Genomic DNA, 20,511 nt, shown 5'->3' with positions numbered 1-20,511 from the left:
CATGACCAGCGACCGTAGTCTGGAGCCGAGGCTGGAGCCCTACGCGCCGCTCAACGTCCTCAAGCCGGTCGCCCCTGACGTGTGGATTGTCGATGGGCCGGAAATCACCTTCGCCTGGATCGGGCTTAAACTGCCGTTTACCACCCGGATGACGGTGATCAGACTGAGCAATGGGGATCTGATCCTCCATTCGCCGGTGGGATACTCGCTCGAGCTTCGCTCTGCTCTCGAGGCATTGGGGCCCATCCGTTTCCTCGTCGCGCCGAATTCACTGCATTATTGGTGGATACCGGACTGGAAGGTCCAATTGCCGGGTGTGCCGGTCCTCGCGATTCCTGGCCTCGATAAGCGGGCCAAAAGGCCGGTCCAGGTCGACCAACTGTTGATGGACCGACAGTCACCTTGGCCGGATGAAATCGATCTTCTTGTGGTCAAGGGCGACGTGCTGACGGAGGCCGTGTTCTTCCATCGCCTGTCGAAGACACTGATCCTGACGGACCTCATTGAGAATTTCGAGCTGAAGCGCATCCACGGCTGGTTCTTCCGTATGCTCGTGCGCTTCTCTGGCGCCGCCGATCCCGACGGCAAGGCTCCGATCGATATGCAACTGAGTTTCTTCCGCTCCGGTCAGGCTCTGCGAAAGGCGGTTCGGCAGATGATTGTCTGGGCGCCCGAACGCATCGTCATCGCTCACGGGCGCTGGTATGAGAAAGACGCGGTGAAGGAACTCAGGCGCGCTTTTCGTTGGGTCTGAATGGCGACGTTGGGGGCCATCACGATCGCGACGGTTGCCTATGTCGGCTATCTGTTCGCACGCCTGGCATTCGAGCAGAACAAACACGGCGACAAGAACAAGTATGAAAAGATAGTAGGTGTGGTCGGCGTCGCACTCTGCGTCGCCGCTATTCTCAGTGTGCTGCTTGTGATACCCCCGAAGCAGTCGATCTGCGAGATTGAACAAAAGATCTCGCATTCGAACCGACAATGTTTCTAAGTCGAAAGGCTAGGGGCGCACTCCATCACTGTCCAGGATTTAGAGCGAGATGAGATTACCTGTGGCCATAGGCTGAGTTTGTGAAGTAGTTTTAGAGCATTCGTATCTTGGTCGCCCGGTCTGGCGGTCATGACGGCAGCTCGGGCTGATCGTTCGCCTGCGCGACGTCGTAGTCCCGGATTGTGATGACCCAGTCGTCCCTTATCGTGGCCAGGACGAGGCAGCAGCCTTGCGGATAGTATCTCGGCAATGCAGCGGCCTGTTCAGCAACGGCTGCTCCATTCAAGCCGCACAACTCACCTCCGAGCAGCCAACCTTGACGTTTGTTGTTACCCACCACCGCGATGTATTCCCCATCGCAAGGATACCCGATCAAGCCAACTTCTTCATAATCTTTCAATCTGCGCATCGCATTGGTCTTATTCAAAACAACTTACCTCTCGGTGGTTGAAGAAGAACGCAAGCACTTCGACGTAACGGCCCGGCATCACCCCAGCCTGATGCCGGGCCGCGAGGAAGTGCCCGCGCGGCCGCACTTCCTGACTGTCATGACACCGAGTCTCCAGACGCGCCCTGCGACGTCGTCTCATTTGCACAGGCGACCAGCGGGATCGTCGAATGCTGCTGCCGCGCCTGCGCCAGCCACACCCCGCGACTCTCCTGGGAGAGCCCCTTCATGGCGGTGCGCGCCGCCGAGGTGATTTCAAAGGCACCGCAAGACGCACACTGAAACTCAACCTTGCGGAGCGTGATTTCGGCCTCCAAAGCCGTTCCAGCACAGATCGGACATTTAGAGGGATAGTATCTTCTTTCAAACGACAAAACGTTCATCGCAAAGGTCTCTTTGAGGCCTCATCGAAAGCGACACGCCGGACGGAAAACGGTAGGCAGCGCCGCGGCGGACCGTGGATATGGGAACGCGGTTCGTAACCTTGGGCGGTGATCAACCTCTTATCTTGGGAGCAACGTTCCTCCGCGTGGCGACTTCAATTTGCTTTGCTTCCACTTCGAGCCGGTCCGGCGCTGCCGAGCCCATCAACGCGTAGGCCGTACCTCCCGATTGCCAGTAGACTGTAGGCACCCGACCGTCAGTGGCCGGGGTCGGGGGGACTGCGTCCTCGCCGTTCATCGGAGCGGCAACGAGCGTGATGCGACCAACGCTTGGCGTGTCGGCTGTCACAAGCAGGCTTTGTTTTCCGTTCCAGGGCTGCACCTGGACGTCCTTGACCACCCAAACCGACGGAAGGGTCGGCATGCTGACGTTGACGGCGCCAACCAGACGTTCGATCTTGTCCTGTTTTGGTTCCGTCCCCCTCTCCGGGCCAGCATTGAGCTGCGCGACGCGCAACGCATCTCGCGCAGCCAAGATAAAGGTTTCATCAGCCGTCTTGCCCCCCTGGCGGAGCGGGACGGTCAACGAGTTGGCCGACCACCCGACCGCAACCAGCGCGACCGCGGCGACCTGAAGCCGGAGCAGGGCAAGCACTTTCCTGCGGCGAAACGCTCCTTCCAGTCGCTTCGCCTTCTCCACGCTCGGGCCGGGTGGAAACAGACGCCGGGGCTGGGAGTCACGCAACACCTCCATGCGCTGTGCATGAGCAAATACCTCTGCGGCCAACTCCGGTTCCCTTGCAAGCCGGGCTTGCAGGTCGGACCTCTGCGACGGAGACAGCTCACCGTCCAGCAGGCGGCCGATATCCTCTTCGGAAATGCTATCAGTGGGCAACATCGCGCCCTCCCACGACCTTCAAATGACGGGAAGCCCCATCGTCCGTATTTTCCATAATGCGCTTCAAGGCGGCGCGAGCTCGGCTCAAGCGGGACATCACCGTCCCTGTCGGCACTCCCAGTAGCTCGGCCGCTTCGGAATAGGTAAAGCCCAGCACGCCGACCAGATGGAGTATTTCGGCTTGATCGGTCGGCATTCGTGCAAGAGCCAGCCCTACATTCGAGAGTTCAGCCGAATGCTCCTGCGAAGGCGGCAAGGCTGACTCGGACATATCTTTGAATGACGCCAGGCGCTGCCTGTCGGAATGGGCCCGGCTGGCGTGTGTGAGAAACGTGTTGCGAACGACAGTGATGAGCCAGGGCAGCAATGGACGAGAGCTATCGTAACTGTGAGCCATTGACAGGGCGCGCACGAGCGCCTCCTGAACCAAATCATCCGCCTCGGAATCGTTGCCGGTCAGGACGCGACCGTAACGCCAAAGATCCTCCAGGTGCGGTATGACGTCCAACTTCGTTTTCATATCACCAAAGCTGCTTCTACTCCTTCAGCCACCCCAGCCCAACCCTTTCGCGCCGATGCGATCAGAGAAGTGGCCCAGCGGTCAGGGACAGGGACAGGCAACCGCTGGGCCGGATGGGAGCGTATTCCTCCCGACCGCAAGAACTGAGAGCCATGCATCCTCTGTTGCTTGCGCCGCTCCCTGTGCCGGACGTGGCCCTCGAAGCTCACGTCTTCGTGCTCACCCTCCTTGCATCATTTACCGAGGTCAGCCGGAAACTATTCCATGGCGACAGCGGAATTCTTCGTTGGAGGGCACGCGGACCTCACGGGCATCGTGACCGCGGAATAAAATCCCTTGCTCAAAGGTATCATGAGAAGCCTGCGTTCACCCAAGCAGCAGGGTTCATTTGTGAGAGAGGTGCGATGCAACCTGGTGAGATGATTGCAAATACCTTCGCCGCAATCTTGGCAGTTTGCGGTCTCGCCCTCGTCTTCTTGGTAGCCGGAAGGCCGCTCTTCCCCAAGCGCCAGGCGCGAATGGTCGTCATCTTGCCAGCCGACCAGAATACAACGGCTTCGATCATCAACAAGCATCCGCACCTGCCGATGACCTTTAACCTTGCGCTCGCCCCCTCCCGGCCACCACCAAGAATCTGATTGTCATACGGACGATGGCAAAACAGGCTGCGTAAGCCGGTCAATTTGCGGGCGAACAGGACTTATGCCGTTAGTCCGGCAAGCCGGCGGCACTTAGTGCGTCACCGACGCAGTGCGCGAGCGCGGGTCGCGATCGACGGCCGCGAACCGCCGGTCGTAGCGGAACGTTGGGTGCAGCTCGCGAACCCGCGCGGCGGCCGCCCTTGCTTCCTCCGGCCGGCCGAGCTTGGACGAGGCGGCGGCCAACTGCACATAAGAGATGCTGTGCGCGGGGTTGGCATGAGCGGACTTGTAGGCGCTGCGACAGGCTTCGTCTTAGCGGCCGCGCAGCAGATGACTCATCGCTTGCGCATCGAACTAATTTGCCGTGCTTCAACTTCGCGTCGCAACAGGCGCAATGCGTTGATCGCACCCAGCATCGCCCGCAGCGATCCTCCTACTTCGACCGGGCCACAGTGGCCCACCATAAGTCAACAAGATCAAAGCGATGCGCGGAGGTTCGCCACCGGGATCTGGCTAACCGAAGAAAGAAATAGGCGCTAAGTAATTGATAAATAACGATAATGGTGAGCCCGGAGGACGTGTTAGGATCATTGATTTCATTGATTTTTTCGTGGGTCCGAGTCTTCAGGATTCCCGCATTGTTCCGTATCATCCCGCGACCGGCTGGCGCGAGGGCCGCGACCAAGGCCAATTTCGTCCTGAAGGGTTCGATCGCCAGGAGCAATTGGGGTCTTTGGCGCCAGCAGCGAAAACAGATGCACCAGCCCGGCGTCGCAGGAACAGATTGACTGTGATCGCCATGTCGACACGCCAGCCATGCGAGCCGCCGTGACTCGTTTTTCAACCTTACCTGTTGCCGGATTATTAGATTATGGACACGCGCAGGCCTGCCGTATCGAACAGATGCATCCGCTCTGGATTGAGCCGCAGGCTGATCTGCTTGCCGCCGGCGCCGATGCCCTGCTGGTTAAGCACCGCGACCATCTTCTCATCGCCGGCGATGGTGGCGTGAACGACCGTCTCGGGACCTAGAGCCTCGACCAGCGTGACACGCGCCTCGACGCTGCCGGGACCGCCTGCCGAAAGATCGACGTCGTGCGGGCGGATACCGAGCGTAGCTTCGTCTCCCGGCTTCAGGGCGGCGCTATTGGCAGCGATCACGGCGCTCAGTCCGCCCGGGCCTTCGACCGCGACTTCATTCACGGCGACGGAAAGCACCTTCACGGGCAAGAGGTTCATACGCGGCGCGCCGATGAAGCCGGCGACGAACAGGTTTGCCGGCGCATTGTAGAGATCGAGCGGCCGGCCGATCTGCTCGATCCGCCCCGAGCGCATCACCACGATGCGGTCGGCCAGCGTCATCGCCTCGACCTGGTCATGGGTGACATAGATCATCGTGGTTGCCAGTCGCTTGTGCAGGGCGGCCAACTCAGCGCGTGTCGAGATGCGCAGTTCGGCGTCGAGATTGGACAGCGGTTCATCGAGCAGGAAGGCGGTCGGATTGCGAACCACCGCACGGCCGATCGCCACACGCTGCTTCTGCCCGCCGGAAAGCTGCCCGGGCCGGCGGTCGAGATAGGGCGCAATCTCCAGCATGCGCGCCGCTTCCGCGATGCGCGCATCGATCTCGGCCTTCGCCATGCGGATGTTTTCGAGCCCGAAGGCGAGATTCTGGCGCACGCTCATATGCGGGTAGAGCGCGTAAGACTGGAACACCATGGCCAGACCACGCTGCGCGGCCGAAACGTCGGTGGCATCGACGCCGTCGATCTCGATCCTGCCGCCGGTCGGACGATCGAGCCCGGCGATCAGCCGCAACAGCGTGGACTTGCCGCAGCCCGACGGGCCGACAAGCACCAGCATCTCGCCGTCGGCGACGTCGAGATTGATGTCGTGCAGGATCTTCATCTTGCCGTAAGCGCGATCGATGCTGGTAAGCGTTATCCGTCCCATGGCGCCCTCATTTCAGCCCGGTGCCGGCAATGCCGGAGGTGATGTAACGCTGCAGGAAGACGAAGACGAGAACCACAGGGATCATCGTCACCACTGTCATCGCCAGTATAAAGTGCCACTGCACGTTGAGCTGGCCGGCATAGGTATTGAGCCCGACCTGGAGCGTGTAGAGCTCCTTGCGCGACAGCACCACCAGCGGCCAAAGGAAGTCGTTCCAGCGCCAGACGACAGAGAAGATCGCGAGCACCGCGAGCGCCGGTGCGGCAAGCGGCAGCACGATACGCCAGTAGATCTGCCATTCCGATGCATTATCCATGCGCGCCGCGTCGAGCAGTTCGTCCGGAATAGTCAGCATGTATTGGCGCAGCAGGAACACGCCGGTCGGCGTCGCCACGGTCGGCAGGATCACGCCCCACAGCGAATCGAGCAGGCCGACGGCGCTGACCACCGAATAGAGCGGCACAAGGATGACCGACAGCGGCACCATCAGTGTGCCTACGATCAGGAGCATGGTGAAATCGCGGCCACGAAACTTGTATTTCGACAGGGCAAACGCCGCCATCGAATTGGTGAGCAGCGTGATCAGCGTCGCCATCGCGGTCACGAAGACCGAATTGCGGAGATAGCGCAGGAAGTCAAAATGGACGAAGGGCTCGGTGTAGTTCCCCGTCTCGAAGCCGATTTCGCGCACCGGCTGGCGGTCGGCGATGTTGATCTTGACGATGTCCTTCGGCGCCTTCGGATCGACCATCTGCGCCACGATGCCGATGCGGCGTATCTCGGCCATGATCTTGGTCGAACCGTCCGGCAGCTTCACTCTGTAGAGGGTCAGCGGCTTGTCGTGACCTTCGACGCTTGTCTGCTGGCCGACATAGGGCAGGATGGTCGGCGGGAACTCGGCAAGCTGCGCCGGCGTCTTGAACGACGAGCCGACCAGCCATACGGCCGGGCCGAACATGATGACGAGACCGCCGATGAGCCACAGCCAGCTCACGACATCCGTCCAATGCCAGCCACGGCCGCCGCGCCGGCGGGTCAGGAATGTCGCAACACCGGTCATTGCCGCGCCCCTTTGCGTTCGCCGCGGCGTCCGACCTGCAGCTGCAGCAAGGTAAGCACGACCAGCACCAGCCCCATCAGGATGGAAGCCGCCGAAGCCAGCCCCGGATTGCGCAGCAGCGAGGCGAAGCCGATCTCGTAGATGTACTGGGTGAGATAGAGGTTGGAGGTTCCTGGTCCGCCTCCCGTCAGTACATAGACTTCGTCGAAGATCTGTACGGCGCGGATCAGGGCCAGTACGATGACGACGAGCAGGTTCGGCATCAGGAGCGGCAGCGTGATGCGCCAGAACACCCGCGCCGGCCTGGTGCCGTCCATCTCGGCCGCCTCGTAAAGGTCGCGCGGGATCGCCTGCAGCCCGGCAAGCAGGATGAGCGTGTAGAAGCCCATATGGGCCCAGACCGAAACGCTGACGGCGGCGGTGAAGGCCCAGAAACGATCGGTCAGCCAGTTGTACGGCTCGCCTCCCATGTCATGGACGATCAGGTTCAGCAGCCCCTGGCGTTGCAGGATCCAGCGCCAGATCAGGCCGGTGACGACGGGCGACAGCAGCACCGGAAAGAAGAACACCGCGCGCCAGAACGAGCGCCCCGCGATCTCGCGGTTGAGGATCAGCGCCGTGACAACAGACACGACCGTCATCAGTGCCACCTGCACGACGACGAACAGGCCGGTATTGTGCACGGCTTTCCAGAACAAATCCTCGCGGCACGTGGCGGTATCCAGATAATTGCTGCAATCGAGCAGGCGCTGATATTGCTCAAGTCCGACATAGCTGCGGTCCTGCAGGAAGTAGGCAGTGCCTGACGTGGCCGAATAGAAGAAGTTGATGACCAGCGGCACCAGCACGAAGATGCCGAAGATCGCCATGTTCGGGGCAAGGAAGAAGGCGGCCATGCCGCCGGTACCCGTCGCGCGCTGCCAGGATTTGAGCGGCACGTTGACGGCAGATGCAAGCCAGACGACCGGCGCCGCAAGCGCGGCGCCAACCCATGCCTTGAGGGTCGCAGCGGCGCTCATTTGCCCTCGGCGACCTTGTCGGCGATGTCCTGGTCGATCTTGCCCCAGGCCTCGTCGAGGGTGAGTTCGCCGGCCATCACCTGGCTGACGCGGGTCACCAGTGCGGCGTAGTAGGCGTTGGCCCATTTCCACGGCGGCAGCGCGTCGGCTGCGGGCAAGGTCTCACCCGCCGCCTTGACAAACCTGTCGAGCGCCGGGCCGACATTCTTGTCGGCCGAACCCCACTTCAGCCCGCCTTTCGCGACAACGCCCTTGTGCGCCGGCAGGAACAGCGTGCGTTCGCTGAACTCCTTCACGATGGCTTCGCTGGCCAGGTAGTCCATGACCTTGGCGACATCCTTGGGGTTCTTGGTGTATTTGATGGCGACAAGTGCCGCGCCGCCTTTCACGCCCGAACAGCCGGCCGTGCCGCAGGGCGAACCGGTTGCCACCCAGTCGAAACTGTCGCCGATCTTGGTCGACAGATTGGCGACCTGCCAGCTGCCCGAATAATAGAACGGGATCTGCGCGTTGATGAAATCGTCGGTCGCCGCGCGGTAGGTCGATCCCGCCGCCGACACCCAGGTATCCTTCAGCATCAGGCCCTCGGCGGTCCAGTCGACGAGCTTGGTGACGAACGCCTTGGTGCCGTCGTCCACTTTCGCCGGCTTGCCGTCGGCTCCGATATAATTGGCGCCGTAGGAGACATTGGCGCCCGAAATGCGGTGGCCGGAGCGGTCGATCGCAAACGCCGCCGGTAGCTGCTGGCTCTTCGCCACCTCGGCGGCGGCATTGATCCAGTCGTCCCACGTCGCCTTGTCGCCGGGCAGCGCCACGCCGGCCTGTTCGAACAGCGTCTTGTTGGCAAAGCCGCCGGTCAGCGTCAGCTGCGTCATGAAGCCGGTGATGGCTTTGGAGCCGTCGGGGCGCATCCAGTCCAGCGTGTCGCCGAAATTATCGTCCCAGTATTTCGGGTCGGCAACCAGCGGCCTGAGATCGAGCCAGTGCTGGGCAAGCTCCTTGATGTTGGTGACGCGGGCGATGTCCGGGCCCTGGCCGGCTTCGAGCTGGATCGGCAGCTGCTCCTGGATCACCTTGTAGGCGACATTGTCCAGCGTGACGTGAATGTCGGGATTGTCCTTCATGAAGCGGTTCAGAAGGTCCTGGATGACGTCACCTTCGACGCCGTCCGAATACCACATGATGCGCACATCGCCGGCAAACGCGCTGGTCGATGCGAGCAGGCTGACCGATATCGCGGCCAGCAAGGTGCGGGTCCTGATCATGCTACGTCTCCTCCTTTGTCGGGGCTCAGCCCCTATCAATTCAAGCCGCCCCGCCCTCTCCTCATGAGGGCGCGGCCTGATCCTCCCTATTCCCTGCGTTTCATGCGTGTCGCCTCGCCGCGCACGGTCCAACTGGCCGGATCGAGTGTCCGTCCCTCGGCCACTATCGTTGCGTCGGCGAGGAAACGGACAGTGCCATATTCCGGATCCTCGACGGTGAACTGGCCATCGGCACCCGAATGCAACGACAGGCCGGCGAAGGCATCGCTCCAGCTTTCGAGCGTCGGCAGATCTGTGTTCCGGTCGCCGAGACGGACGATCCACGTCGCCTTGCGCCCGGCCGCACGCAATTCATTGCCGGCGGTCGGGCCGCTGGTAACCTGGGACAGCGGCACATCCGTCATGAGCATCGCGAAAGCGTCGCCGGCCTGCGCCAGCGCCGACTGACCGTCGATGCGGACCGTGTCGAAGACACCGGCCGGAAACCAGGCATGGGTGAAATCAGGCTGTTCGTCCGAACAGGAGAAGCTGACGACGGCGAGATCGCGGTATTGGTGGACCCTGGGCAAGGTGCCGGAGCCGCCCCAGTAGGACGGCCTGCCATAGCCGGACTGCAAGACTTCGCCCGGATGGTTGATCCAGATTTGCGCATCCGCGTTCCCGCCCAGCCGGGCGTGAAGGACCGTTTCTTGGTATCCCCACTGGTTCCAGCGATAGCCGGCGGCGCTGCCCATGGCATGGCCGCGCGTCTTGTGGTGATAGAGCCGCGCGAAGCGGTCCTGTCCTTGCGCGAAACTCCACTCCCACGCCGTATCGTCAGCAACCGAGGCAATGGGTGCAAGCTCGGCGGGAATGCTCAGGCCGTGGTCGCGCAGGCACAACGCAAGCTGCGGCAGCGCATGGAAGCGCATGCCGTAATTGCCCTTGCCCCAGACCATGCGGCAGATGCCCGACAACTCCAGCGAGCGCGCGGCGCGCAGCGTGTGCTCGTAGGAGCGGCCCTGAGCACCGGTCAGCATGCCGTGATGGGCCGAGCGGGCGACGATCTCCAGTAGGCGGATGACAGCTTTTCCGGCACGATCGGCAATGTCCTTGTCCGGGGCCAGCGCGTAAAGCGCACACAGGCCCTTGAGGTCGATCGGAAAGTAGGGCGCCGAATTGAACTCGGCCATTTCCCAGGTCTCGAAATGGTCGAGCCAGGCCCGCACCCGCGCAGCACCTACCGCGGACTGCTCGCGGCCGGAGCGACCCGAGCGCACGAAGCGAGCTTCGGGAAGAAGCCCACCGGCGAGATAGGCCGCGGTGTGGAAGAGCAGCGCGTGGTTCTCGGAAAAGTACCACTGCACGTCGTTGCCGGGCTCGTCCATCCAGTAGCGATAGCCGAGGATCGCCTTGTCGACGCGCCCGCGCAGGCTGGCGTCCAGCCGATCGCCATAGGCCCTGCGGCACCACAGCAGCGGCACCAGGATGAAGTCGGCGCAGTCGTGACAGTCCTCGATCGCCGGCAGCACGCCGGAGATCATGGCGTCGGTCTCGGCACCCTCCTGCCCTTTCGCCAGCCGCGCCAGCGCGCGCACCGTGTCGGCCTCGGCATGACCGGCGACTTCGCTCAGCGCCTCGTCGATGCGCGCCGCAAGCGTTTCCGGCGCGCCGCCCTGTCGTCGCGCGTGACAGATCTCGACGCCGAAGACGCGCGATGCGGCATGGCCACCAATCGTCAGCGTCACCTTGAAATGACGAAAATCGGAGGGCAGTTGCTCGGTGTCGGCGATCGGCAGCCGCGGTTGGCCGGCGGACAATTCGAAGGCAAAGCGCACCGGCGCCTCGATCGACATGAAATCGCCCTCAATCTCGACCGCGACCTGGGCATCGCGCGGCAGCGCCACGCCGGTGACCAGCGCCACCTCGCCGCCATCATAGGCAGGACGCTCGAAACGCATGTCGTCGAGCGCCGCCTCCATCGCATCGGCGACCGCACCCTCGACCTCGATCGGCAAGGCGACCGCAGCGGCCGGGCCCGACAGATAGTCGAGCTGGAAATAGTAGCGGGCGTCACGCTCGGCGAGATCGTCGAACCAGATGCGGATATCGTTGCGGCCGGCGCTGAGAGCGACCCGGAAGTCCTCGGCGCTTTCCAGATTGCGGCCGTAGGGCGCCATCCAGCCGGCTTCCCCGCCGTTGACGAAGAGTATGGCGCCACCGCATGTGCGCAGCCGCAGCAGCGCCTCGCCGGCCGAGGCAGCGTCGATGATCGTCTCGGCCCAGGTTCCAAGCACCGTCGGCCGGAACCAGAAGCCCGACAGGTCAACACGCGGCGAAGCGAAAGGCAGCCAGATGCGCCCGGAGCTGAATTCGGCGCCGACCTGAGGCCGCTTGCCGCGGCGTTCGGCTGCGAACTGCGTGCGGCACGGATATTCATGCGGAATGAAATTCTTGTGCTTGGTCAGGAAGAAGAAGGGATCCATCTCCCCCTTCATCGGTTGGTCGGCCACGTCGTAGCGCTGCTCGGCGATAGGCCCGAGCCGCCAATGAACGACCGGCTGTCCCGCCGCGAGCGGCCGGCGCAGCGTAAAATCGGTCTGAACGGTCTTCGCCGCCACGCTCATCGCAAATCCTTCACAGCAATCGGGTCGACATCGGTGTAGGCTTGGTTCTCGCCGGTCATCCCCCAGACGAAAGCGTAGGGGCCGGTGCCGGCACCCATATGGATCGACCAGGCCGGCGACAGGACGACGTCGCCGTCGGCGACCATCAAATGGCGTGTCTTGTCGGGCCGGCCCATCAGATGAACGACCCGGTCGGCCGCGGCGAGATCGAAATAGCAATAGGCCTCCATGCGCCGTTCGTGCAGATGCGGCGGCATGGTATTCCAGATGCTGCCCGGCGCCAGGTCGGTGATGCCCATGAGCAGGAGACAGGATGGGGCGACCTCGGGGTGGATATACATGCGCAGCGTGCGCTTGTTGGCGCGTACGTCCTCGCCCAGCACCAATGGCTTGGCTTCGCCCTTGGCGATCAGGCGATGCGGGATGTCGGCGCCGGCCGGCACCGAATTCATGTAGAAATGTGCCGGCCTTGCCGCATCGTCGCTCTCCAGCATCACCTCGCGGGCGCCGCGCCCGACATAGACGACATCGCGGTTGGCCACGGCAAAGCGGGTGCCATCGACAGTAACGGTGCCGTTGCCGCCGAGATTGGCGATGCCCATCTCGCGCGCGATGAAGAACAGCTCGGTGCCGACATCTGCGCCGTTGCCGAACAGCAGCGGATTGGCCAGCGGCACCGCGCCGCCGACGATCATGCGGTCGATATGGGTGTAGACGAATTCGATCGTGCCGGGGTGGAAAAGCCCGTCGACCAGGAACTCGGCCCGCAGCCGCCCCGTGTCCATGCCGGCGATGTCGGCCGGCGATGCGCCGTAAACTGTCCGCATCATGCCGCCTGGACCTTTGCTTGAATATGCCGCGTCCCTTCGGCCAGGCACAGGATCGCCAGCGCCTGGCCGTAGCCGGTCGGCTGGATCGGGATGTCGCGGTAGAATTGGAGGTCGTGGCCCATGCGCGTGCCATAGGACACGTTGGCGACCACGCCGTCCGCGTCGATGTTCGCAACCACCGCCTCCAGGGCGCGGAGCCCGGCGGCCCGGCATTCCGGCGGGCCGATCCCCAGCCGTGCGGCCTTCATCAGCCCATAGCCGAATCCGGCCGTGGCCGAAATCTCCTCGTAAGAGGTCGGGTCGTCGAGCAAGGTATGCCATGCGCCCGAGCCCGACTGAACCTTGAGCAACGCTTTGATCTGCGTCTCAAGCACGCCGAGCAGGTAGGCCTTCACCGACGGCGTGATGTCGGCAAATTCGATCACGTCGAGGATGCCGACGGTGATCCAGGCATTGCCCCTGCCCCAAAGGGCGCCGGCGAAATTATGTCGGCCCGCGAAGGTCCAGCCGTGGAACCACAGTCCCGAGGCCGGATCGGCGAGATAGCGGGCGTGGATGAGGAACTGCCGTTCCGCCTCCTCAACGAAGCGGCGCTGGCCGGCGGCCTGGCCGTAGGATGCGAGAAACAGCGCCACCATGAACAGCGTGTCGTCCCACAATTCATCGTCGTTGACCCGGTCCGAAACATTGTGCTGGAAGCCGCCCTCGGGCGTCCGCGGCATGGCGGTGATCACCCGCTCAGCCCATTCGCGCAAGACCGGCTCGAAGCGCGGCTGGCGCTGTCGGCGCCAAAGCTCGCTCAACGCCAGCAGCGGTGCCGTGGTGTTGACGTTCATCGCTGGCAGCCCGGCGGCGATGCGCCGGTCGTACCAGGCTTCCAGCGTCTGCAGCAGGCTGTCGTCGCCGGTCTGCGCCCAAAGCCGGACAAGACCATAGAGCCCGACGCCCTGCGGCCATTCCCAGCTCTCGAAGCTGACATAGTCGCCCGGCGTCCCGTCGAGATTGGGTTCATCGAACCGCCCGTCATGGCGCAAGCCGGTCATGCCGGCCACGAGGCTCGCAAGCGCGGAATTCAGGCGTTCGGCCGACAGCGGCATCATTCCTCCCGTTTCCTCCACCCTGCCGAAACTGTCTCACAGGCATTTTTCTTGCGCAATCTGAAAATTTTTTGCAGGATTATGCAACTTTTGCTGGAGAAGGCGCATGACGATCCACGGAAAGAGCGGCCGACCCAGCCGTCGCGTTCGACTTGAGGAGATCGCGGCGCGTTGCGGCGTGTCGGTCAGCACCGCCTCGCGTGCCCTTAGCGGCGCGGTCGGCGTAAGGGATGAGCTTCGCAGCAAGATCATCGAAATGGCTAAGTCGATGAACTACGTCATTCCGGCCTCGGTCGCCGGCCGCAAGGTCATCCTGGCCGCAAGCAGCGTGGCCATGGTCGACAGTGCCCGCAGCCAGTTCACCTACCATGTGCTCGACGGGCTCAACGAGCGCGCCCGCCTGCTCGGTGTCGAATTGGTGACACGGCCGGTCTCGACGTCCGATGACGAGATCGCCCTGCTGCGCGAATCCGAGCATGACAACAGCGTCGCCGGCTGCCTTTTCCTGACCCTGGACGACAGCGCGGTCCTGACGCTGACAGCCGGTTTCTCCAAGCCGATCGTGCTCATCAACGGCGACGATCCGTCGATGCGCCATTCCAGCGTCACGCCTTGCAACCGCTCCGCCGCCATGCTCGCTGCGCAGCACCTGATCGGCCTCGGCCACCGCCGCATCCTGTTCCTGATGCGGCGCGGCCGGCGCACCATCGAGCGCCGCTATGAAGGCTGGCGCGACGCGTTGATCGCCAGCGGCGCCGCCGGCTTCGACGATCTCGTGGTCGAGGTGCAGGACTGGCTGCCGGAGCTCGCCTGCGAGGTGGTGAAGGAGCGCGTTGCCGCGCGTGGCCTCGATTTCACCGCCGTGCTGACGGCCGGCGACAGCCTGGCCTTCGGCGCCATCGCCGGCATCCAGGAGGCCGGATATTCGGTGCCCGGCGATGTCTCCGTCGTCGGCATCGACGACCTGCCGCTGGCGGCCTTCTGCAATCCGCCGCTGACGGCGATGCACATTCCCATGCGCGAAATCGGCTCGGCCGCGCTCAGCCTGCTGCTCGACGACATGGCCCATTCGATGCTGCCGCCGCGCCGCGTCGAACTCGCCTGCCATCTCGTGTTGCGCCAATCGACGGCACCGGCCCGAGCCGGCGCGGATATTCATCACACCGCGCCGTGAGCCTGGGACTTGCCGCCGGCAAACAGCAATGGCGATCCGTCCTGCGTTTCCAGTTCCAGCACGCGCCCGAGCAGGATCATGTGATCGCCGGCCGCGAAACGGTCGGCGACGCAGCATTCGAAACGCGCCAACGCCCGGGCCAGCAGCGGCACGCCGTGTGCGTTCCAGGAGAGGTCGAGATCGGCGAAATCGGTGCCTGACTTCGAGAAGCGCCAGCACAAATCGGTCTGATCCTGCGCCAGCACGTGGATGGCATAGTGGGCGGCGTTGGCGAAAGCATCGAACCGGCGCGAGTGGCGGCCGATCGACCACAGCACCAGCGGCGGGTCGAGCGACACCGACGAAAAGCTGTTGGCGGTGATCGCGACCGGGCCGTCGGCACCGCCGGTGGTGACCACCGTGACGCCGGTGGCGAAGCGCCCGAACGCGTTGCGCAGACTGCGCGGATCGCACACGACATGCTCCATCAGCGCCGCGCCCCCATTCCCAACGGTGTGCCCGGCATCTGGTTCGGCACCCGGCCATAGGCATGCGGCAAGGAGCAGGTCTTGAGCTGCGGCAGCACCTTGGTGCCGAAATGCCGCGCCTCGTCGAGATGCGGATAGCCGGAGAAGATGAAGGCGCGGATGCCCATTTTCATATACCCCTCGATCTCCGACAGGATCTGATCGGCCGAGCCCACAAGGGCCGCGCCGCAGCCCGAGCGCGCACGGCCGACACCCGTCCACAGATGCGGCTCGACATAGCCTTCCGCATCGGCGATCTCGCGGTTCCTGGCCTGATGCGACACGCCAAGCGATCGGGCATCGAGCGCCCGCTCGCGGATCGCTTTGCCCTGTTCGTCGTCGAGCTTCGAAACCAGCTCTCGCGCGTATTCCTTCGCCTCGGCCTCGGTGTCGCGCACGATCATGTGGATGCGCAGGCCATAGTCGAGCGTGCGCCCGTGCCGCGCGGCGCGCTCATGCACGGCCTTCATGCGCCCGGCCAGTTCTTCCCTGGTTTCCGGCCACATCAGGTAGACATCGCACTGTTCGGCGCAAAGCTCGAGGGCGTCCGGTGAATAGCCACCGAAATAGAGCAACGGACCGCCATTCCGCTGATAGGGCTTCGCCGGAGCCGTCGGCACACCCTTGAACCGATAGACCTCGCCCTCGAAATCGATGCTGTCGCGGGTCCAGGCCTGGCGCAGGATCTGCACCACTTCGCGCGAACGCTGGTAGCGGTAGCCGCTCTCGGCCGTCTCTCCTGGAAAATCCGAGGAGATGACGTTCACCGTCAGCCGGCCTTCCAGCATATGGTCCAGCGTCGCAATCGTGCGCGCCAGCATGATTGGCTGCAACTCTCCGCAGCGCACGGCCGCGAGCAGATTGATCTTCGACGTGAGCGGCGCACAGCCGGCAACGAAGCTCAGCGTGTCCTGGCCGACCTGATAGGACGACGGGCACAGGATGTTGCGGAAGCCGAGTTCCTCCGATGCCTTCACGATTTCGGAACAATGCGCCCAACTCGAACGCAGCGCGCCGTCCGGTACGCCGAGATGGCGGTAGTCGTCCGAGCACAGCGCGGCGAACCATGAGACTTCGGCCGCGTCGAGATCCGGCGAGGTGATGGGGACGATGGTCATGCCGGTTCCTTCGTGAAGCGCGTTGGCCTTGGCGGTGGAATAAGGCTTGCGTAGCATCCGTTTTGATGTAGATCAATACTGTATCAATTTTCGATGCAGCCAAGAAGGCGGATTGGAGAAAGTGGAAATGCCGCTGACACGGGCCGAGCCCGGCCACCGATCGAGCCAGATGCGCGGTCCCCTGCCCGTGCACCTGCAGATCAGCGAGATGCTGATCCGCGAAATCGCGGTCGGACGGCTGGCTGACGGGGCGCGGCTTCCGCCCGAGCGTGAGATGGCCGCCAACCTTGGGATAGCAGTCGGCACGTTGCGGCGCGCGCTTGCCGACCTCACCGACAAAGGGCTGCTCGATCGCATACAGGGTTCAGGCAACTATATCAGGGCGCGCGGCGACCTGCTCGGGGTCTACGCCTTCTTCCGGCTGGAGCGCATCGGCGGTGGCGGGCTGCCGACCGCCGAGGTGCTGTCGGTCGAACGGCTGCCCAAACCCGCCGGCCTGCCGGAGTTCGGCAACGCGCAGGAAGCCCATCGCATCCGCCGGCTGCGGCGGCTCGACGGCGAGCCGGCAGCGGCAGAGGAGATCTGGCTCGAAGCCGGCCGCGCCGAGCGGCTCAAGCGCGAGGAACTATCGGAATCGCTCTATCTCCATTACCGGCTGGCGCTCGGTTTTTCGATCGTCCGCGCCGAGGATCTCGTCTCCGTCGCGCCGGCACCCGACTGGGCGCCCGCCGATTTCAGGCCGCCGCCGGGGACGGTCGTCGGCTTCATCGAACGTGTCGCCTGGGCTGGAGACGGAGCCAGCGTGGAGTATTCCCGCAGTTGGTTCGATCCCGACGTGGCGCGCTACGTGACCCGTTTCAAATAAGCATTGGAAGGAAGACGCAGCGTGACCACATCATCGATCGGCTACGGCATTATCGGCTGCGGCATGATGGGCCAGGAGCACATCCGCAACATCGCGCTGCTGCCTGACGCGCATGTCGCCGCGATCTTCGAGCCGGACCCAGCCATGATGACGGCCGCGCTCGCCCTGGCGCCGGATGCACGCCCGGCGGCGTCGGTCGCCGAATTGCTGGCTATGGACACGGTCGACTGTGTTCTAATCGCCAGCCCCAACCACCGTCATCTCGCCCAGTTGGAGGAGATCGCAGCGCTGCGGCCAGTGCCTGTGCTGGTGGAAAAGCCGCTGTTCACCGACGCCGCCGATGAAAGACGGATCGCGGCGCTGACAGCCCGGCTTCCGTTCGTCTGGGTAGCGATGGAATACCGCTATATGCCCCCCGTCGCCAACTTCATCGAGCACGCTGGCGATGTCACGGGGGGCATCCGCATGCTGACCATTCGCGAGCACCGCTTTCCCTTTCTGGCCAAGGTCGGCGACTGGAACCGCTTCAACCGCAACACCGGTGGCACCTTCGTCGAGAAGTGCTGCCACTTCTTCGATCTGATGCGGCTGATCCTCAAATCAGATCCCGTCCGCGTGATGGCGAGCGCGGGACAGGCGGTCAACCATCTCGACGAACGCTATTGCGGCGAGACGCCGGATATTCTCGACCACGGCTATGTGCTGATCGACTTCGCCGGCGGCGCGCGCGCCATGCTGGAACTCAGCATGTTCGCCGAGGGCAGCCGCTACCAAGAGGAGCTCTGCGCCGTCGGCGGCGACGGAAAGATCGAATGTCGGGTGCCGGGACCCGGGCGCTTCTGGCCACAGCATCTGGGCGCCACCCCCGTGCCGGAGCTCATCATCAGCCCGCGCAATCCGCCGGGGCCGCGCCTGCTGGAGTTTCCGGTCGACCCGCGGCTGCTTGCGGCCGGCGATCACAACGGCTCGACCTATTTCGAACACGCCCGCTTCGTCGCGGCGGTGCGCGGACAAGGCAAGGTGGAGGTGACCCTGCAGGACGGCTGGTGGGCCGTCGTCATGGGCCTCGCCGCTCAGAGATCGGCCCGCGAAGGCCGTACCGTTCACCTCGCCGGTGAGTTCACGTTGCCAACTTAGGGAGCGCTGCCCTGGCAAGATGGCGTCCAGCGGCCACCATCATTTTCAAGCCAGCCACGGCCAAATATTCTCGTATCGTTCGTTGCTTCGAATATCCGAGGGTTCGAGTCCAAAACACCGAGATTGGCATGGCCATAAAATATAATAAAATCAATAGGTTAAAGTATTGGTGGGCCCGGAGGGTCATCGTTTTCCACAGGAAATCAATATGTTAGCAGTTGGTTCGCCAACCCATTTCCTTCGTATGAACTCGTATGGGCTGGCGAACCTGGGGACCAGGTGGAAGACTAGTTTTCAATGCAGGCAGTGTCTCTCACCATCAAACGTTTGCTCGTCTACCGCTACAGAGGCGCGCAACGCCTTATTTGTAGCGTCCATGGCGCTGCAGCACCTCGATCTGGTAGCCGTCGGGGTCGGCCACGAAAAAGAACCGCGCAAGCAGCGCGCCTTCGCGGTTGAACTCGGCAATTTTTCGCGGATTGAAACCTGCGGCCGCCAAGCGCCTGTATTCTGCCTTGAGATCGTCAACGCAAAGGGCTAAGTGGCCGTAGCCGTCGCCAAGCGCGTAAGGCTCTCCCCTGCCCTAGTTGATCGTCAGTTCGAGTTCGAAATCGGCTTCCGCATTGCGCAAATAGATCAGTGTGAACGTGTCGAAATCCAACCGGTCCGCAACATCGAGTCCGAATGCGCTTCCGTAAAAACTGACGGACAGATTCTCATCCGCCACCCGGATCATCGAATGGATTGCTTTCGCCAAAGGAGCCTCCAGTCTGCCGCGTGGCCGAACACCGCCCCACGATGGACCATTAGTTTCAAAAAGGGGTGGCAGCCGGTTACCACGTCAGGAAATTGGCGTAAGGCTGGATCACGCACTAAGGTCCGATTGTGGGCACCGCAAATTGAACGGAAAATGCGCTTCGGGTTAGTATCATCAGGCGAGCGGGCGCAGAAACCGCGCTTAGCCCAAAGCGGCATCAAACGGGAGGTCTTCGCATGTGTAGGGTCTTTGCCGGGCAGGATCCGGAAGGGTATCGGCTACTCAATCGCTCAGTTCGAATAGGTGGCCATTCGACGAGCATCCAGCTCGAGGCCACTTTCTGGACCCTGTTGGACGAGATCGCCCATGGACAGGGGATGACGGCGCCGAAATTCCTCTCGACGCTTTATGATGAAGCGCTGGAGATCAACGGCCGTATCCCGAACTTTGCCTCTATGCTGCGCACCACGTGCGCACTCTACCTGCGCAACAGGCAATCACTTGACAGCGAAGCCTCCGAATTGGCGAACAAGGCAGCCTGACACGGTATTTCTCAAAACACCCGACCCCGTGTAGCAGCCGCCTGCTACCGACGACCTGAATTTTGGCGCTATGGGATTAGAATGGCGAACTTCACCGAGGCGGTGTAGAGTTCACATCAAAAGAGGAATAAGCCGTACTAGCGGCGACGCCAAGCGAATCTGGGAGGATTCATGGTTGAGATCATCTCCAAGCGGGATGGCCCGCGGCGCGAGGACGTACAAGTCAAGAAACTGATTGAGCAAAACCGTTCGACCATCGTTCGCCTTGCCGATCAGATCAGCGGGGGCGGCTATTCGGCTTCCAGGAAGCCGCGCCAGCAACCGAAGGCGGAAGGCCTGATCATTCATGTTGGCGCCACCGCCGCGCGTGTGGCCGAAGCCAAGCAATCCATCCAGGTCACCATCAACGGCCGCGTGATCTCGAAGGATCAGAACACGGGCCGCCAACTTCATCACATCGGCGATATCCGCAACCGGGGCGGAGACCAGATCTTCGTGCTGGCAACGAAACAGAATGGCTTCTTCTCGCCGGTCGACGCAACCGTCGCCGAAGCACTTGCTGGGCTGGACGGATCCCGCCTTGCGCCCACCTATACCGAAGAACAGCTTGCCGCCGATATCGGCGCGAAACTCGGCATCGACTAATGAGGCAGACGCCCGGGCGTGCTTGTGCACGTCCAATCCGCGTCAGCTTGCGA

21 protein-coding genes and 1 pseudogene are annotated in these 20,511 nt (G+C 63.0%); 8 read left to right on the top strand and 14 right to left on the bottom strand.

What is annotated here, in order from left to right:
- Position 1: 1 nt before the first annotated feature.
- The gene (locus RFM68_RS25275; protein ID WP_320235753.1) at positions 2-754 is read left to right on the top strand and encodes a DUF4336 domain-containing protein; all 753 of its coding nucleotides are present in this window, start codon (positions 2-4) and stop codon (positions 752-754) included.
- Between the two features lie 9 nt (positions 755-763).
- Positions 764-994 (top strand): hypothetical protein, encoded by a 231-nt coding sequence (locus RFM68_RS25270; RefSeq protein ID WP_320235752.1) that lies wholly within the window; start codon positions 764-766, stop codon positions 992-994.
- 127 nt (positions 995-1,121) lie between these two features.
- Here the strand turns inward: RFM68_RS25270 and RFM68_RS25265 are convergent, their stop codons facing one another.
- The 4 genes from RFM68_RS25265 to RFM68_RS25250 all read right to left on the bottom strand — a co-directional run bounded on the left by RFM68_RS25265 (position 1,122) and on the right by RFM68_RS25250 (position 3,243).
- Entirely contained in the window at positions 1,122-1,421 is a 300-nt protein-coding gene (locus RFM68_RS25265) for a hypothetical protein (protein WP_320235751.1), read from the bottom strand.
- A 119-nt stretch (positions 1,422-1,540) separates the two neighbouring features.
- Positions 1,541-1,825 (bottom strand): hypothetical protein, encoded by a 285-nt coding sequence (locus RFM68_RS25260; protein ID WP_320235750.1) that lies wholly within the window; start codon positions 1,823-1,825, stop codon positions 1,541-1,543.
- 112 nt (positions 1,826-1,937) lie between these two features.
- Positions 1,938-2,723, bottom strand: a complete 786-nt coding sequence (locus RFM68_RS25255; RefSeq protein WP_320235749.1) for an anti-sigma factor family protein — start codon at positions 2,721-2,723, stop codon at positions 1,938-1,940.
- Positions 2,710-3,243 carry a sigma-70 family RNA polymerase sigma factor gene (locus tag RFM68_RS25250; protein WP_320235748.1) on the bottom strand — a complete coding sequence of 178 codons (534 nt, stop codon included), beginning with the start codon at positions 3,241-3,243 and terminating at the stop codon, positions 2,710-2,712. Before RFM68_RS25250 ends, RFM68_RS25255 begins: the two co-directional genes overlap by 14 nt.
- A 152-nt stretch (positions 3,244-3,395) precedes the next feature.
- On the opposite strand from RFM68_RS25250, the gene RFM68_RS25245 reads away from it, so the two are divergent.
- Positions 3,396-3,881 (top strand): hypothetical protein, encoded by a 486-nt coding sequence (locus RFM68_RS25245; protein ID WP_320235747.1) that lies wholly within the window; start codon positions 3,396-3,398, stop codon positions 3,879-3,881.
- 867 nt (positions 3,882-4,748) lie between these two features.
- Here the strand turns inward: RFM68_RS25245 and RFM68_RS25240 are convergent.
- The 7 genes from RFM68_RS25240 to bglB all read right to left on the bottom strand — a co-directional run bounded on the left by RFM68_RS25240 (position 4,749) and on the right by bglB (position 13,717).
- Positions 4,749-5,837 carry an ABC transporter ATP-binding protein gene (locus RFM68_RS25240; RefSeq protein WP_320235746.1) on the bottom strand — a complete coding sequence of 363 codons (1,089 nt, stop codon included), beginning with the start codon at positions 5,835-5,837 and terminating at the stop codon, positions 4,749-4,751.
- A 7-nt stretch (positions 5,838-5,844) separates the two neighbouring features.
- Positions 5,845-6,897 (bottom strand): carbohydrate ABC transporter permease, encoded by a 1,053-nt coding sequence (locus RFM68_RS25235; protein ID WP_320235745.1) that lies wholly within the window; start codon positions 6,895-6,897, stop codon positions 5,845-5,847.
- Positions 6,894-7,916 (bottom strand): carbohydrate ABC transporter permease, encoded by a 1,023-nt coding sequence (locus RFM68_RS25230; RefSeq protein ID WP_320235744.1) that lies wholly within the window; start codon positions 7,914-7,916, stop codon positions 6,894-6,896. Before RFM68_RS25230 ends, RFM68_RS25235 begins: the two co-directional genes overlap by 4 nt.
- Entirely contained in the window at positions 7,913-9,181 is a 1,269-nt protein-coding gene (locus RFM68_RS25225; RefSeq protein ID WP_320235743.1) for an ABC transporter substrate-binding protein, read from the bottom strand. The genes RFM68_RS25230 and RFM68_RS25225 overlap by 4 nt, the downstream gene beginning before the upstream one ends.
- Positions 9,182-9,267: 86 nt before the next feature.
- On the bottom strand, positions 9,268-11,787 hold the full coding sequence (locus RFM68_RS25220) for a hypothetical protein (protein WP_320235742.1): 2,520 nt from the start codon (positions 11,785-11,787) through the stop codon (positions 9,268-9,270).
- Entirely contained in the window at positions 11,784-12,617 is an 834-nt protein-coding gene (gene kduI / locus RFM68_RS25215; protein ID WP_320235741.1) for a 5-dehydro-4-deoxy-D-glucuronate isomerase, read from the bottom strand. Before kduI ends, RFM68_RS25220 begins: the two co-directional genes overlap by 4 nt.
- Entirely contained in the window at positions 12,614-13,717 is a 1,104-nt protein-coding gene (bglB, locus tag RFM68_RS25210; RefSeq protein WP_320235740.1) for a beta-galactosidase BglB, read from the bottom strand. The genes kduI and bglB overlap by 4 nt, the downstream gene beginning before the upstream one ends.
- A 103-nt stretch (positions 13,718-13,820) precedes the next feature.
- Here bglB and RFM68_RS25205 point away from each other — a divergent pair, with 103 nt between their 5' ends.
- Positions 13,821-14,888, top strand: coding sequence for a LacI family DNA-binding transcriptional regulator (locus RFM68_RS25205; protein ID WP_320235739.1), 1,068 nt, complete (start codon positions 13,821-13,823; stop codon positions 14,886-14,888).
- Here RFM68_RS25205 and RFM68_RS25200 read toward each other — a convergent pair.
- Together RFM68_RS25200 and RFM68_RS25195 are read right to left on the bottom strand one after the other, a co-directional pair.
- Positions 14,873-15,343: a flavin reductase family protein gene (locus RFM68_RS25200; protein ID WP_320235738.1), complete on the bottom strand. Its 471-nt coding sequence runs from the start codon at positions 15,341-15,343 to the stop codon at positions 14,873-14,875. The genes RFM68_RS25205 and RFM68_RS25200 overlap by 16 nt on opposite strands.
- A gap of 11 nt (positions 15,344-15,354) precedes the next feature.
- Positions 15,355-16,512 carry an LLM class flavin-dependent oxidoreductase gene (locus RFM68_RS25195; protein ID WP_320235737.1) on the bottom strand — a complete coding sequence of 386 codons (1,158 nt, stop codon included), beginning with the start codon at positions 16,510-16,512 and terminating at the stop codon, positions 15,355-15,357.
- Positions 16,513-16,639: 127 nt separating this feature from the next.
- On the opposite strand from RFM68_RS25195, the gene RFM68_RS25190 reads away from it, so the two are divergent.
- Positions 16,640-17,377, top strand: a complete 738-nt coding sequence (locus RFM68_RS25190; protein WP_320235736.1) for a GntR family transcriptional regulator — start codon at positions 16,640-16,642, stop codon at positions 17,375-17,377.
- A 21-nt stretch (positions 17,378-17,398) separates the two neighbouring features.
- Positions 17,399-18,514 (top strand): Gfo/Idh/MocA family protein, encoded by a 1,116-nt coding sequence (locus RFM68_RS25185; protein ID WP_320235735.1) that lies wholly within the window; start codon positions 17,399-17,401, stop codon positions 18,512-18,514.
- A gap of 361 nt (positions 18,515-18,875) precedes the next feature.
- Here the strand turns inward: RFM68_RS25185 and RFM68_RS25180 are convergent.
- Positions 18,876-19,271 (bottom strand): annotated as a pseudogene (locus RFM68_RS25180) (VOC family protein).
- A 236-nt stretch (positions 19,272-19,507) separates the two neighbouring features.
- Between RFM68_RS25180 and RFM68_RS25175 the strand changes: the two are divergent.
- Together RFM68_RS25175 and RFM68_RS25170 are read left to right on the top strand one after the other, a co-directional pair.
- The gene (locus RFM68_RS25175; protein ID WP_320235734.1) at positions 19,508-19,813 is read left to right on the top strand and encodes a ribbon-helix-helix domain-containing protein; all 306 of its coding nucleotides are present in this window, start codon (positions 19,508-19,510) and stop codon (positions 19,811-19,813) included.
- Between the two features lie 171 nt (positions 19,814-19,984).
- Positions 19,985-20,458, top strand: a complete 474-nt coding sequence (locus RFM68_RS25170) for a hypothetical protein (RefSeq protein WP_320235733.1) — start codon at positions 19,985-19,987, stop codon at positions 20,456-20,458.
- Positions 20,459-20,511 lie beyond the last annotated feature (53 nt).

This window comes from Mesorhizobium montanum, from assembly GCF_033977145.1.
Classification (GTDB): domain Bacteria; phylum Pseudomonadota; class Alphaproteobacteria; order Rhizobiales; family Rhizobiaceae; genus Mesorhizobium; species Mesorhizobium montanum.
This window is presented reverse-complemented; position numbering and strand designations above follow the sequence as displayed.